Source organism: Streptomyces sp. NPDC005774 (assembly GCF_042871645.1).
In the GTDB taxonomy this organism is placed as follows: domain Bacteria; phylum Actinomycetota; class Actinomycetes; order Streptomycetales; family Streptomycetaceae; genus Streptomyces; species Streptomyces pratens.
In genome coordinates this window covers 86,390-101,482 of sequence record NZ_JBIAIV010000012.1, presented here as the reverse complement: position 1 = coordinate 101,482, position 15,093 = coordinate 86,390, and the positions used below count along the sequence as shown (strand labels likewise).

The 15,093-nt window shown below is 72.6% G+C and carries 6 protein-coding genes; all 6 read left to right on the top strand.

Going from position 1 to position 15,093, the window contains the following annotated elements:
* The first annotated feature begins 22 nt into the window (after positions 1–22).
* The 6 genes from ACFYQA_RS14200 (at position 23) to ACFYQA_RS14175 (ending at position 15,070) form a co-directional block, all read left to right on the top strand.
* On the top strand, positions 23–1,306 hold the full coding sequence (locus ACFYQA_RS14200; protein WP_388916354.1) for a DUF262 domain-containing protein: 1,284 nt from the start codon (positions 23–25) through the stop codon (positions 1,304–1,306).
* Positions 1,303–2,484, top strand: coding sequence for a DUF3696 domain-containing protein (locus tag ACFYQA_RS14195; protein WP_388218781.1), 1,182 nt, complete (start codon positions 1,303–1,305; stop codon positions 2,482–2,484). The genes ACFYQA_RS14200 and ACFYQA_RS14195 overlap by 4 nt, the downstream gene beginning before the upstream one ends.
* A gap of 88 nt (positions 2,485–2,572) precedes the next feature.
* Positions 2,573–3,517 carry a hypothetical protein gene (locus ACFYQA_RS14190; protein ID WP_388916351.1) on the top strand — a complete coding sequence of 315 codons (945 nt, stop codon included), beginning with the start codon at positions 2,573–2,575 and terminating at the stop codon, positions 3,515–3,517.
* A gap of 254 nt (positions 3,518–3,771) precedes the next feature.
* Entirely contained in the window at positions 3,772–10,641 is a 6,870-nt protein-coding gene (locus ACFYQA_RS14185; protein ID WP_388916348.1) for a DEAD/DEAH box helicase, read from the top strand.
* Positions 10,638–13,007, top strand: coding sequence for a UvrD-helicase domain-containing protein (locus ACFYQA_RS14180; protein WP_388916345.1), 2,370 nt, complete (start codon positions 10,638–10,640; stop codon positions 13,005–13,007). The genes ACFYQA_RS14185 and ACFYQA_RS14180 overlap by 4 nt, the downstream gene beginning before the upstream one ends.
* 197 nt (positions 13,008–13,204) lie before the next feature.
* Positions 13,205–15,070 (top strand): gamma-glutamyltransferase family protein, encoded by a 1,866-nt coding sequence (locus ACFYQA_RS14175; RefSeq protein WP_388916342.1) that lies wholly within the window; start codon positions 13,205–13,207, stop codon positions 15,068–15,070.
* The last annotated feature ends 23 nt before the right edge of the window (positions 15,071–15,093 follow it).

Below are 15,093 nucleotides of genomic sequence, written 5' to 3'. Positions count from 1 at the left end.
ACGAGGGCGGCGACGGGGAGTCATGGCGGGCCTGGAGGACAGCGGTAGCAGGCGGATCAGTGGGGGAGAGCGGGAAAGCAGGTACCAGCGGTATCTGCCGCTCGAACCGGCGGAGGAAGTCGAGCTGGCCGGGATCTTCTCCGAGTACGCGCCGGTCGAGGTCGGTGACGACGGCCGGCCGACGGGTGTCGAACTGGAGGAACCCGCCGACGAGTCCGGCACCGAGGACGCGCCGGACTCGATCTCGGCGCCTTTCCGGCCCGAGAGCATCAAGATCGACACCCAGTCCACCACCGTCGACCTCCTGCTGTCGCGGCTGCGGGAGGGCATGATCGACCTGGCGCCGGACTTCCAGCGCCGGGCCGGCATCTGGAGCGACGTCCAGCAGAGCAGCCTCATCGAGTCACTGCTGCTGCGCATCCCGATCTCGTCCTTCCACATGGCGCAGGACGAGGACGACAACTGGGCGGTCGTGGACGGCATCCAGCGGCTGACGGCGATCGCCCGGTTCATGGCGCCGGAGACCGTCGGCATGCCTCCGCTGACGCTGCGGGGGCTGGACTACCTCAAGCAGTTCCACGGCTGCGGGTACGCCGACCTGTCCGGGCGGCTCAAGATCCGGCTGCGCGAGACGCAGCTCGTGGTGCACATCATCCAGCAGGGGACCCCGGAGACGGTCAAGTTCAATGTGTTCTCCCGGATCAACACCGGCGGTATGCCGCTGAAGCCGCAGGAGATCCGGCACGCCATGATCGGCGGATCGGCGCGCAACTACCTCGCCGATCTCGCGGAGGACCCGGCCTTCCTGACCGCGACCGGCGAGAGCGTGTCGAACGAGCGGATGGCGGACCGGGAGATGGTCCTGAGGTTCATGGCGTTCCGCATGAGCGACCCGGCCGAGCACGCCGAACGGGACTTCGACCAGTTCCTCGTCGACGCCATGCACAAGATCAACCGGCTGACCCCGGAGCAACGGGAGCTGCTGGCCATCGAGTTCAGGGCCGCGATGCGCTGTGCGTCGGACCTCTTCGGCGACCACGCTTTCCGGAAGTGGCACGGTAACAGGGCCAAGTCTCCGATCAACAAGGCCCTGTTCGAGGCCGTCGCGGTCAATCTGGCCATACTCGACGATCACAGGCGTGATCTTTTGGTAGCGTCGCGTGACAATGTGCTCAAGGGGTTCTTCGGGTTGATGAAGGACTGGGACTTCGACCGCTCCATCTCGGTCGCCACCGGCGATCCGAAGAAGGTGCGGACCCGGTTCGACATGATGGGCGAGCTCTTCCGGGGGAGATGGTGGGGATGATCGACCGGCTGGCGCTGACGAACTTCAAGGCCTTCCAGCACGTGGATCTGCCGCTCGGCCCGCTCACCCTGCTGACCGGACTGAACTCGTCGGGCAAGAGCAGCGTCTTACAGGCCCTCGCCCTGCTGCACCAGTCGTACACCGCCGGCGATCTCGACCGGGCGGACGAAGCGGCCCAGGAGGGGCAGCTGAAGCTCGGCGCGGTACCCGGCACCGGCTTCCTGCTCAACGGCGAACTGGTCGGCCTCGGCACCGGTCAGGACGTACTGCACGAGGACTTCACCGGTGACGAGCCCGAGATCACCCTCGCCGTCAGCGAGGGCCCCTACCGGTACTCCTGGACCGTCGGGTACGAGAAGGAACAGAACCTGCTGCCGCTGGTCAGCGCCGACCTGCCGCTGACCAACGCGGGCACCACACCGCCGCCCGGCGAGGCCGCCGTCATCCCCGGCTACTTCACGGCCGGATTCCAGTACCTGCACGCCGACCGGATCTCGCCCGCCGAGTTCTACCCGCGCGACCACCACACCGCCATCGGGCGCGGCTTCCTCGGCGTACGCGGCGAGCACACCGTCAACTACCTGCGCCATCACGGCAGGGACGGGGTGCCCGAGCGACTGCGGCACCCCGGCACCAGGGACCGGGGACTGCTCGCCCAGGCCGCCGCCTGGATCGGCGAGCTGTGCCCCGGCGTCGACATCCAGGCCGCGGCCATCGAGGGCACCGACGTGGTGCGGCTGTCGTACGGCTTCTCCGGCCCGCGCGGGCCCCGCCGCCGCCCCACCAACGTCGGATTCGGTCTCACCTACGCCCTGCCGATCGTCGTGGCCTGCCTGACCGCCCGGCCCGGATCGCTCATCCTGCTGGAGAACCCCGAGGCGCACCTGCACCCGCACGGGCAGACCCGGATGGCGATCCTCGCCGCGTCCGCCGCCGCCCAGGGCGCGCAACTGGTCGTCGAGACGCACAGCGACCACGTCCTCAACGGCGTACGGCTCGCCGTGAAACAGGGGCTGCTCGCGCCCGAGCGGGCCGTACTCCACTACTTCCGGGGCGACCGCGACGGCTCCGGCGTCGACATCGTCAGCCCCCACATCGACCGGGACGGACGACTCGACCAGTGGCCCGAGGGCTTCTTCGACGAGCTGGAGAACACGCTGGAGAGGCTGCTCGACTGACCTGCTGCCCGGTCCGTCGGCCGGGCGGCGGCCCGCACACCACGGTGCGGGGGAGGAACGGTGCAGGGGTGACGGTGGAGGGGGAGACGTGCCACAACTGTTTCTGAACGAGAGATCCTGCGAGTCGGCGTGCGATCCGGGCAGGGCCGACCGGGCCATGACGGACTTCGCCGCCGCCGTCCTGAAGGTCTGGCGGACCGACAAGCCCGGCACCGTCCTGATCGCGCGGGAACCGGTCACCGGACTCCAGCTCGCCCAGGGCCACCCCATCGGCAAGTGGCACGGCGACCCGCGCAACCGGGACACCTGGAAACTCATGCTCCAGATGCAGACCAAATACCCGCACCGGGCGGCCTTCCCCGACGGCGAGGGCTACTACGACATCGAGTACCGCCACGACGGCCTGACGGTGGAAGGCCTGGGCGCGGCCCACCTCATGAAGGGATTAGGGGTCTCGCTGCCGGTGGAACCCCGCTGGGCCGCCGACCACCTCACCCTGGAGCGGGAGCAGCTGGTCGAGGAGGAGGGCGCCGGGGACGGCTCGGCGGTCAGTGAGGTCCGCGTCCCGCACCTGTCCCTGCCCGACCACTACGAGACGCACCGGGCCTGGATCAAGGAAGGCGCGGACGCGGTCCGCAGAGGCGGACTGGACGCCGTACGCACCGGCGCCGAACTGTGGAGGGAACGGGCCCGCCTCTTCCCCCGCCTGCAGTTCCTGCCGCGTGTCGAGGGCGACCTCCTGGGCCTGGCCGAGGTGTGGGTCGGGCCGGTGCGCGAACGCCTCGCCGAACTGGAAGAGGCCGTCTCCGCCTGGGACCCGGCCGTCCGGCCCATCGCGCCCGAGTGGAAGTCCGACGTGCGCACCGAGTTCCAGTCCCGCCGGAAACTGTGCTGGTTCCCCGACGACGGACGCGACGAACTCTTCGACTGGCACTGTGAGTTCCTGCCCAAGCCCGGCCGACTGCACTTCCGGCTGCTGCACGATCAGCGCACCCTGCGCGTCGCGTACCTCGGCCGCAAACGGGGGGTCTGACCACCGCGCCCGGCCACCGCGCCCGGCCACCGCGCCGGCCGTCGTCCGGCCACCGCCCGGACCGCCGCACCCGCGCCGTCGCCGCAGGTGGAGACGGACCGGGCGGGAGCAGCCGCCGGATCTCCGATTACCTTGGGACCCGGCACGGTGCCACGGACGGACCGCGACACCGGCCACCGACCTGCCACCGCCGGACCACCGGCGGACCGCAGCACCGTCGGGGAACCACCAGGACCACCGAAGGAGAAGCCGGGGTGCGACCGACCCTCGCCGCCGAACAGGTACGCGACAGCCTGAGCCAGTACCTGTCGACGACGTACGCCCTGGCCGACGAAAGCACCCGGCGCGCACTGGAACGGTTCCTCGGCGACCCCGACGACGGCATCTTCCGCGGCCCCTACCTGCGCATCCGCACGCCCTTCCGGGCGGCCGAGGACGACAGCTGGCAGCGGCACCTCACCTGGTACCCGCGCGGCTTCCGCCCGCACCGCCACCAGGCCACCGCCTGGCAGCGCCTGTCGACCCTGAACGGACCGGCCGAGCCCACCCTGGTGACCACCGGCACCGGCTCCGGCAAGACCGAGTCGTTCCTCGTGCCGCTGCTCGACCACTGCCGGCGCGAGCGCGAGGCCGGCCGGGAGGGCGTCAAGGCCGTCCTGCTGTACCCGATGAACGCCCTCGCCACCGACCAGGCCCACCGCATCAACGACCACCTGGACAATCCCCGGGACGCCCGGCTCAGGGACGCCGGAGTCCGCGCCGGCCTGTACATCGGCGACAAGGCGTCCAAGGAGTTCAAGGAGGCCAACCCGCGGGTCGCCGTGGACCGGGACGAGATCCGGCACACCCGCCCCGACATCCTGATCACCAACTACAAGATGCTCGACCTGCTCCTCCAGCGGCCCGAGGACCAGCGCCTGTGGCAGTCCGCGGACGGCCCCGCCCTCGCCTACGTCGTCCTCGACGAGTTCCACACCTACGACGGCGCCCAGGGCACCGACGTCGCCATGCTGCTGCGCAGACTCGGCGCCGTCACCGGCCTCGCCGAACCCGGCCGTCCCCTCGGCCCCGTCTGCCCCGTCGCCACCTCGGCCACCCTCGGCGAGGGCACGCCCGGAGCGGGCGGCGGATCCATGCTGGAGGTCGCGGAGCAGGTCTTCGGGACGCCGTTCCCCGAGGACGCCGTCGTGGGCGAAAGCCGCGCCAGTGTCCAGGAGTTCGCGGGGGAGAGCGACTTCAGGCTGCCGTTCCCGTCGCCGCAGGAGGTGGACGGGCTCGGCGACCCCACCCGCGACCGTGAGGCCCTCGACCAGCTCGCCGCCGCGTTCACCGGCAAGAGCGGGCTCGGCCCCGAGCAGCTCGGCCGCGAACTGCGCCGCCACCGACTCACCGCCGCCGTCCTGGAGATCCTGGACGGCCGCCCCCGCACCATGGCCGAGGTCATGGAGGTACTGCCCCGGTACGCCTACCACTGGGGCATGGCCGTCCAGCAGAACCCGGCCGTCGCCGCCCGCGCCCTCGCCCGTTATGTCGCGCTCCTGTCCACCGCCCGCGAGCCCGGCCGCCCCGACCGGCCGCTGCTGTCCATCGAGATCCACCACTGGGTGCGGTCCGTCTCCCGCGTCCTGCGCGGAATCAGCGCCGCCCGCGCGGAGTTCCGGTGGGACGACGAGCGGGTCGCGGCCGGCGGAGTCCTCGTCCGAAGCGGCGGCGGGACCGCCGTGGAGGCCGCGGGCCAGGGCGCCCCGCCCACCGGGAACGGCGCCGCCGACGGGCCGGACACCGTCCCCGCCGGGGACAGCGCCACACCGCCCGCCCAGGTCTTCCTGCCCGCCGTCTTCTGCCGCGAGTGCGGACGCTCGGGCTGGGCCGCCCTGTCCCCGGAAGCCGACCCGGCCGAACTGGACATGAACGCCACCAAGATCCGCCGGGCCTCGGTGAGCCGGGACAAACGCCGCGTGCGCAACCTCATCGCCGCCACCCCGCACCAGGCGTACGAGGCGGCCTTCGCCGTCGAGAAACCCCGCAGCGGCCCCACCGTCATGGTCCTCGACGGCCTCACCGGCCGGCTGCGGCCACTGTCGCCCGACACGGACTTCGAGCCGCCGTCCGACGACGGTGCCCCCCGCGCGCCGAAAACCCTGCACGACAGCGCCTTCGTCGTCGCCGACCTCGCCGACGACCGGGCCGCGCTGGGCGACCAGTGCCCGGCCTGCCGCACCTTCAACGCCATCCGCTACCTCGGTACCGGACTCGCCGCCCTGGCCGCCGCCTCCATCACCCAGCTGTTCACCGGCGGTGAGCTCGACAAGAACCTCAAGGAGAACAAGACCCTCCTGTTCAACGACTCGGTGCAGGACGCCGCCCACCGCGCCGGATACGTCGCCAACCGCTCCTACACCTTCTCCCTGCGCGCCCTGCTCGCCGGCCACATCGACGAGGACGAGCCGATCGCGCTCAGCGACCTGGCGGCCGACCTCATCGCCGACGTCGTCGACAGCAAGGCCGTCCGCGCCGCCGTCATCCCACCCGACCTGCACGTCGTCCGGGGTGTCGACACCCTCCTCGCGGGCCGCGGCCACGGATCGCGGGCCACCTGGGAACTCATCGCGCAGCGGCTCGCGTTCTCGGCCGTCCTGGAGTTCGGACTCCGCTCCCGGCAGGGCCGGACCCTGGAACTCACCCGCACCGTCGCCGCGGACGTCCCCCTGGCCGACCCCGACGCCGTCGCCGACATCGTCCGCGAACTGCTGCACACCACCCCCGGCGACATCGCCCTGGCCGACGGCTCCCTGCCCGGACCCGACGACTGGACCGGCCACGTCCGCGGCCTCCTGGAACGGCTGCGCACCCGCGGCGCCGTCCGGCACGCCTGGCTGGACCCCTGGATCGACCAGGCCGGAGTGCGCCGATGGGCGGTCTGGGGCGGACGCCCCACCGGCATGCCCGCCTTCCCGCCCGGCGTGTCCGCGCCCGCCTTCCTGCTCGGCGGCCCCAAACAGGGCAGCGACGACTTCGACGTCGTCACCGGCCGGCTCGGCTGGTACCAGGACTGGACCCGCCGCAGCCTCGGCCTGCGCCCCGACGCCGCCAACGCCTTCCTCGTACGGCTGCTGCCCGCCCTCGTCGACGCCGGCGTCCTGTCGGCCCGCACCAGCAAGGACGGCACCACCCGCGTGTACGGGCTCCAGCCCGGCCACGTGCACGTGCGCAAGCTCGCCGACGACGCCGTCGCGGACGCCTCCGCGCACTGCCCCCGGTGCTCCTGGCAGCAGACCGTCCACCCCGACCTGGCCGGCCAGTGGCACGGCAGGCCCTGCCCGCGCTACCGCTGCGGCGGACACCTGCGCACCGGCCAGGACCTGGAGAGCGGTGTACGGCGACGGGACTACACCGAGGACTTCTACCGGCGGATGTACCGGGAGGCCGGAGTCTTCACCATCAACACCGCCGAGCACACCGGCACCCTCAGCCGCCCCAGACGGGAAGCGGTCGAAAAGGCGTTCCGGGCCGGCACCGACGCCCACTACGCCAACCCCCAGGTCCTGTCCTGCACCCCGACCCTGGAACTCGGCATCGACATCGGCGACCTGTCCGCCGTGGTCCTCGCCTCCCTCCCCAAGGGCCCCGCCAACTACGTGCAGCGGGTGGGCCGCGCGGGCCGCGCCACCGGCAACGCCTACCTGCTCACCATGGTCGACCGCGGCCCCCGGGACCGCTACTACCTCGACGACCCCCGGCAGATGATCGCCGGAGACATCCGGCCGCCCGGCTGCTTCCTGTCCGCCGTGGAGATCCTGCGCCGCCAGTACACGGCGCACCTGCTGGACCTGGTGGCCGCGGGACGCCTGCCCTCCGCTCCGGAGGACGGGGAGGGGCCGGTCCGCCCGATGCCGCACCTGGCCGCCGACCTCTTCGGCGCGTCCGCCTGGCAGACCGAGTTCCAGCGGGCCGCCCGCGCCGCCGGACCCCGCCTGGTGGAGACCTTCCTCGGCTACTTCCCGCCCTGGGACGAGGCCCGCGGCACGGGCGTGAGCCCCCAGGCCGCCGACGAGCTGCGCCACTACGCGGCCACCGGCCTGGCCGACGCCCTGGACCGGGCCCGCCGGCAGTGGGAGGACCGGCGCGGCGAACTGCAACGCCGTATGCAGGACATCGACGCCGCGCACCGCGCGTTGGTGGCGGGCGACCCCGAACACGAACGGCAGGGCAGGGAACTGCGCGCCGAACGGCGCGCGGTCGCCCGCCGCTCCGGCGAACTCGGCCGCGAGACCGCGCACGGCGCGCTCGTCGACCTCGGCCTGCTGCCCAACTACAGCCTCGTCGACTCCGTGACCGAACTGGAGGCCACCCTCACCTGGCGCGAGGAGGCACCCGGCCAGGACGGCGGGGGCCGTGAGGTCCAGCACCGCAGCAAGGTGCTCAAGTACGACCGCTCGGCCCGTCTCGCACTGGAGGACCTCGCCCCCGGCAACCACTACTACGTCCAGGGCTACAAGCACCGCATCACCGGCCTCGACGTCGGAAGCCCCGGCCGCCCCTCCTGGCTGTGGTGGCGGATCTGCCCCGACTGCGGACACGTCCGCACCCACCGGGCGCAGCAGGACTCCACCGCCTGCCCGCGCTGCCGCTCCGCCGCCATCGGCGACGTCGGATGCCTGCACAAGGTGCTGGTCCCGCACCGCGTCCTCGCCCGCGACCAGCGCGACGACGTACGGGTCCGCGACGACACCGACGAACGCGAACGGCGCCACTACACCGTGATCCCCGCCGTCGACATCCCGCACGAGCACATCGACTCCGCCTGGCAGCACCACAAGGCCACCTTCGGCTGGGAGTTCAGCCGACGGGCCGTCATCCGGCACATCAACGTCGGCGCCTCCCGCGTGGACACCGGAACCGACGACGCCTTCGCCGGCCGCCGTGTCCGGATCAACCCCTTCTGGGTCTGCGACGCCTGCGGCTTCGCCGACGCCGACGGCGGGCCCGCCGCCCAGCAGGACAGCCTCGTACCGGTCAACGCCACGAAGTACCACCGGCCCTGGTGCCCCCGGCTGCGCGACGGCGTCGACAGCGCCCGCCACGCCCAGCAGGGCGTGAGACTGCTGCTCGCCCACGAACTGCGCAGCGAGGCCCTGCGCATCCTGATCCCGGCCGTCACCGCCCACACCGCCGAACGCCTCGCCTCCTTCAAGGCGCTGCTGCTGGCCGGCATCGCCCGCAGCTACGGAGGCGACCCCGACCACCTGGCCGTGGTCACCGACTCGATGCCCGAACCGGGCGGTGACGGCGACGTCCGCAGGCACTTCCTCGTCCTGTACGACACCCTGCCCGGCGGCACCGGCTACCTCCACCGCCTCGCCGGCCCGGACGGCCTGCACGACGTACTGACCCGCGCCCGCCGGGCGATCGAGAGCTGCGTCTGCGTCACGGAGGGCCGGCCCGCCTGCCACCGCTGCCTGCTGCGGCACGTCGCCGACAACGAGTACGAACTGGTCTCCCGCGAACACGCCCTGGACATGCTCGGCGAACTGCTCGGCCGGACCGGCGAGGGCTGGCACGCCGAGGAAGCGGACACCACCCGGGACATCTCCCTGGTCCGGCAGGTCGAGAGCGAACTCGAAGCGCTGTTCCGGCGCGGACTGCTCGACTGGGCGAAGGACGACGACGACGTCAGCGTGCGCACCTCACAGAGCCCGGACGGGGAACGCGACACCACCCTGCGCTTCACGGCGCCCGACGGCACGGTCAGCGGCTGGCGCATGGAGACCCAGACCGACCTCGGCTTCACCGTGCCCGACGTGGTCTTCCGCAGCCTCGACGACGACCGGCGGCGGGTAGCCGTCTACCTCGACGGCTACCGCTACCACGCGAGCCCCGAACACAACCGCCTCGCCGACGACGCCGCCAAACGCACCCGGCTGCGCTCCGGGCACGGCTGGCAGGTCTTCCAGCTGACCTGGGACGACGTCAGGGCCTGGACCGGCCGGAGCAAACCACCCCCGGACCCGGTGTGGGAGCCCTACCGGAACACCGCGCGAAAGACCGCGTCCGACCTCCACCGGCGCATGCACAGAGGTGACCCGCGTGACCTGCCGAACTTCGTGTGGACCAACCCGGTCAACACGCTGATCGGCTACCTCACCACCCCCGACCCGGGCCTCTGGCGGCGGCGCGTGCAGAGCGCCCTCGCCGGATTCGCCGCGGTCTCGGCGACCAGCCGGGCCCTGGCCGACGGACCGCAGACCGCCGAACGCGTCGCCGAGGCGCTGGCCGGCAAACGGCTGGCCGGCGGACACGGGGGCGTACAGGTCATGGCGACCCGGGACGGCAGCGGCTGCCCCCTCACCATCGCCCTCGACCTGCGCCGCGGGCAAGCCGCGGCGGTGTGGACCGCTCTGACCGTGCTCGACGACAGCGCCGAGACCATCGCCGCCGACGAGAACGCGCACCGCAGACGCTGGCAGGCCTGGCTGTACTGGTCCAACCTGCTCCAGTTCCTGGGCGACGGCGAGGGCGACGGCGTGCAGCTGGTGAGCAGCGCTCTGTCCGGCTTCGACCCCGTGGAACTCGCCGTGACCGGTGGCGCGGGCTGGCTCCAGTCGCACCGGCAGGCCGCCGAGTGCGAGACGCGCGCCGCGTCGTCCCCGGACGCGAGCACCGCCGAGAAGGAGGCGACCGCCCCCGCCGGGACGGTGAAGGACCCCGCCGAAGCCGTGACGGACCAGGGCGGAGCCGTACGGGACCCCGCCTGGGACGAGGTGCTCGCCTATCTCGTCGACGAACCCGGTCTCGCCGAGCTGGCCGAGGGACTGGCCGCCGGGGGCGTGCCGGCACCTGTGGCGGGGTTCGAACTCGGCCAGGACGCCTGGCCCACCGAACTGGCGTGGCCCGCGCACCGCGTCGGCGTCGTCCTGGCCCCCCTGCTGGACGCGGAGGGCGAACCCGATCCGGACGACGTACGCCGCGACGAGGCGTACGCACGGGCCGGCTGGCTGGTCCGCCCCGCGACCGGGTGGACCGTCGAGGAACTGGCGCACGCACTGACCGGTCCCCCTCCCGGCCCCCACACCGCACCGGACGACCCGAACGACCCGAACGACCCCGAGGAGCAAGCACGATGACCGGCACCGGCCCCGGCACGCCGACCAAGGGCGTGACCCTGCGGCTGCTCGACAAGGCGGACAAGGAGATCGTCAAGCTGGACCGGGCGATCGTCGGCGCGGTGTACAAGTTCCAGCACGAGTTCCGCAAGAACCCCGAGGCGGGCGGCTTCGACCTCAAGCAGCTCAAGGGACACGACCGGCTCTGGTCGGCGCGGGTCAACCGCGAGTACCGCGCCCTGCTGCTCCGCCTGGCCGGCGACGACTGGCTCCTCGTCTCCGTCAAGCACCGCGGTCACGTCCACCGCAACCTCGACCGGCTCACGTACGGCATCAACCAGGTGACCGGCGCGATCGAGTACGTGGACCTCCAGGTTGTCGAGGAAGGCGTGCTGCGGCCGACGGCGCCCACGGCTCAGGTGGCCCTCGCCGAGCTGTCCCCGGCGTTGCCCCCAGCAGTGTCGCCCCCGCCGACCGAGCCTCGGCCTGTGACCGAGCCTCGGCCCGAGACCGAACCGGGGCCCGTGGCCGACGACGAAGCCCGGCTGTTCTCCGAGTTCACCGCGGAACAACTGGCTGATCTGGGTGTCGCGGAACCCCTCATCCCCATAGTCCTCAAGCTGACCACGGACGACGAACTCCTGGGCCTGGCCGAGTACGCGCCCCGACACACGGGGGAGGTGCTCCTGAGGCTCCGTGACGGCGTCCCCTACGACCAGGTCATGCAACAGGTCACCGACCCGCTCACCGGCCGGCGCGACGACGGGGCGAGGGAGCCGGTCGACACCGGCGACTGGCAGACCGCCGTCGAACGTTCGCAGACCGTGGTGATCACGGACGACGCCTCCCTCCAGAGCATCATCGAGGAAGGCGACTTCGGCCGGTGGAAGGTGTTCCTGCACCCCACCCAGGAGAAGCTGGTCCACCGCGCCTACTCCGGCCCGGCCCGGGTCAGCGGAGGCCCCGGCACCGGCAAGACGATCGTGGCCCTGCACCGGGTCAAACACCTCGTCGACCGCCTGCCCCCCGGCCACACCAAGCCCGTCCTGCTCACCACGTTCAACCGGAATCTCGCAGCCGACCTGCGCACCCGCCTGATGTCGCTCGGAGGCCCCGAAACGCTCGCCCGGGTCGACATCACACATGTGGACCAGTTGGCGACGAGGGTGGTCAGCGAGTCCGCCCCCGGCAGCGGCAAGCGCCGCATCGACGACGCGCAGGCGCTGCTCGAATGGCGCCAACTCCTGCTGGAGACGGGCGAGAACCGGTGGGACGCCGAATTCCTGAGCGACGAGTGGAACCAGGTCATCCTCGGACAGGCCGTCGCCTCCCGCTCCGAGTACTTCCGCGCCCGGCGCGCCGGGCGGGGCCGCAGTGTCACCCGCCCCGACCGCGCGGAGATCTGGCAGCTCGCCGAGCGTTTCACGCAACGGCTGGAAGTGAGCGGCCTGGAAACGTACCGCCAAGTCGCCGAACGCGCCGCCCAACTGGAGATCGCCCGCCGGCACAAGATCGAGGAGCGCAGGAAGCGACAGGAGGAGAACGCGGGCCCCGGCAACATCCACGCCGAGTCGGGGACCGGAGCCTGGCTGCGCCACCGCTACCGGCACATCGTCGTGGACGAGGCCCAGGATCTGAGCCCCGCCCACTGGAAGATGCTCCGCGCGATGGCCCCGCAGGAACCGGACGACCTCTTCCTGGTCGGCGACACCCACCAGCGCATCTACGACAATCAGGTCACCCTCGGCAGCCTGGGCGTCCACATCCGCGGCCGGTCGGCCAGGCTGACGCTCAGCTACCGCACGACCCACGAGATCCTCAAGTCGGCGACCCACCTGCTGGACGGCACGGACTACGACGACCTCGACGGTGGCACGGACAACCTGGGCGGGTACCGGTCGGTGCTGCACGGGATGCGTCCATGGCTGCGCGGTGCCGAGAGCTGGGACGGTGAGCTCGACCTCGTGGCCGAGCAGGTGCGGGCCTGGCACCACGTTGCTCGTGAGTCCGTCGCCGTCTGCGTGCCCACGAACGACATGGCGGACGACGTCGTGGGCCGGCTCGCCCGGCGCGGCATCGTCGCGACGAAGATCACCTCCGATGGCCCCAAGGGCGGCGAGGGCGTCCACGTCGGCACCATGTACCGCTTCAAGGGGCTGGAATACCGGTGCATGATCATCGCCGGTGTCTCCGAGGGCAAGGTCCCCCGCTCGTCCGTGGACGCCTGGGAGAGCACCGACAGAACACGCCATCAGCGTGAACTGCGACGAGCCCGCTCGCTGCTCTTCGTCGCCGCCACCAGGGCCCGGGACGCCCTGGTCATCACCTGGAGCGGCGAACCGAGCCGCTTCCTGCGACCACTGAGGGCGCCGGGAGCGAACGGCTGAGCGGGAGGACGGGGCATGCCTGCCGCGGTGGCCGCAGGTTCTTCCATCGGCGTCGGTGTCAGCCGCACATCGTCCGCAGCCGCTCCGGCGGACCACGCGTCCGCTACCGGAACTCCCCGAATCCTCCCCGGGTCCTCCCCGGCGCGGACAGAGAAGACGGGCAAGGTCGTCGGCACGAGCGAACACCGAGGTGAGAGATGCAGTTCACCACCCGCCCCACCCTTCAGGGCACCTTCGGCATGGTGTCGTCCACGCACTGGCTGGCGTCCCAGTCGGCCATGGCCGTCCTGGAGGGCGGAGGCAACGCGTACGACGCGGCCGTGGCGGGCGCCTTCGTGCTGCACGTCGTCGAGCCGCACCTCAACGGACCGGCGGGCGAGGTGCCCATCCTGCTGGCGCCCGCGGACGGCGAGGTGCGGGTGCTGTGCGGGCAGGGCGTCGCGCCGGCCGGGGCGAGCGCCGCCCACTACCGGGCGCTCGGCCTGGACCTCGTCCCGGGCACCGGACCGCTCGCCGCCGCCGTGCCCGGCGCCTTCGACGCCTGGATGCTCCTGCTGCGCGACCACGGCACGCGCTCCCTCGCCGACGTCCTCCGGTACGCCGTCGGATACGCCGAGCACGGGCACGCGCCCGTGGAGAACGTCGGCGGGACCGTCGAGACCGTACGGGAGCTGTTCGAGACGGAGTGGACCTCCTCGGCGCAGGTGTACCTGCCCGGCGGCAGGGCGCCCCGCCCCGGCGAGCTGCTGCGCAACCCCGCCCTCGCCGCCACCTGGCGGCGACTGCTGGACGAGGTCGCCGGCGCGGGCGGCCGGGAGGCGCAGATCGACGCCGCGCGGGAGGTGTGGCGCACCGGCTTCATCGCCGAGGCGCTGGTCCGGCAGGCCGGGCGGCCCACCCTGGACACCAGTGGCGAGCACCGCACCGGCACGCTGACGGCCGCCGACCTCGCCGGCTGGTCGGCGACGTACGAGACCCCGGCGACATACGACTGGAACGGCTGGACGGTGTGCAAGGCGGGCCCCTGGAGCCAGGGCCCCGTCCTGCTTCAGCAGCTCGCCCTGCTCCCGCCGGAACTCCCCCCGTACGGCTCCGCCGACTACACGCACCTGCTGATCGAGGGCAGCAAACTCGCCATGGCCGACCGGGAGGCCTGGTACGGGGACGCGGCCGAGGTGCCGCTCGACGACCTCCTGTCGGCGGAGTACAACGCCGAGCGGCGCACCCGGGTGGGGCCCAGGGCCTCACTCGCGCTGCGGCCCGGCCGTCCCGGCGGGCGCACCCCGCGACTGAGCGCGCAGGCGCGCGCGGCGGCCGCCGGGACGGCCGGGCCGCGCGAGGCGGGGCCCCGGGGGAGGAGCACCCTCACCCTCGCGCCGGGCGTCGGCGAACCGACGGTCGCCAAGCACCCCACGTCCCCCGTGCCGGGCGAACCGGAGGTCTCCGGCGACGGGGCCACCCGGGGCGACACCTGCCACCTGGACATCGTCGACCGCTGGGGCAACATGGTCGCGGCCACCCCGAGCGGCGGCTGGCTCCAGTCCAACCCGGTCGTGCCCGAACTCGGCTTCCCCCTCGGCACCCGGCTCCAGATGACCTGGCTGGAGGACGGACTGCCCAACACGCTCACCCCGGGACGCCGCCCCCGGACCACCCTCACCCCGTCCGTCGCCCTGCGCGACGGGGTGCCGGTGATGGCGTTCGGCACGCCCGGCGGGGACCAGCAGGACCAGTGGCAGCTGCACTTCTTCCTCGCCGTCGCGCTGCGCGGCCCGGTACGCGGCGGGCTCGACCTGCAGGGCGCGATCGACGCCCCGAACTGGCACCACGACAGCTTCCCCGGCTCCTTCTACCCGCGGGGCACACGCCCCGGCAGCGTCACCGTGGAGTCCCGGACGGACCCGGCGGTGGTGCGGGAGCTGCGGCGCCGGGGCCATGAGGTGACGGTCGGCGAGGCCTGGTCGGAGGGCAGACTGTGCGCGGTCGCCCGGGACCCGGCCACGGGGGTGCTCTCGGCGGCGGCGAACCCGCGCGGCATGCAGGGCTACGCGGTGGGCCGCTGAGCCCATACCCGCTCGGACCGAGG

Bases quoted from the DNA above. Each gene is read 5' to 3' on its own strand.
- ACFYQA_RS14180 (WP_388916345.1), top strand. From the start codon at position 10,638: ATGACCGGCACCGGCCCCGGCACGCCGACCAAGGGCGTGACCCTGCGG.
- ACFYQA_RS14175 (WP_388916342.1), top strand. From the start codon at position 13,205: ATGCAGTTCACCACCCGCCCCACCCTTCAGGGCACCTTCGGCATGGTG.
- ACFYQA_RS14195 (WP_388218781.1), top strand. From the start codon at position 1,303: ATGATCGACCGGCTGGCGCTGACGAACTTCAAGGCCTTCCAGCACGTG.
- ACFYQA_RS14200 (WP_388916354.1), top strand. From the start codon at position 23: ATGGCGGGCCTGGAGGACAGCGGTAGCAGGCGGATCAGTGGGGGAGAG.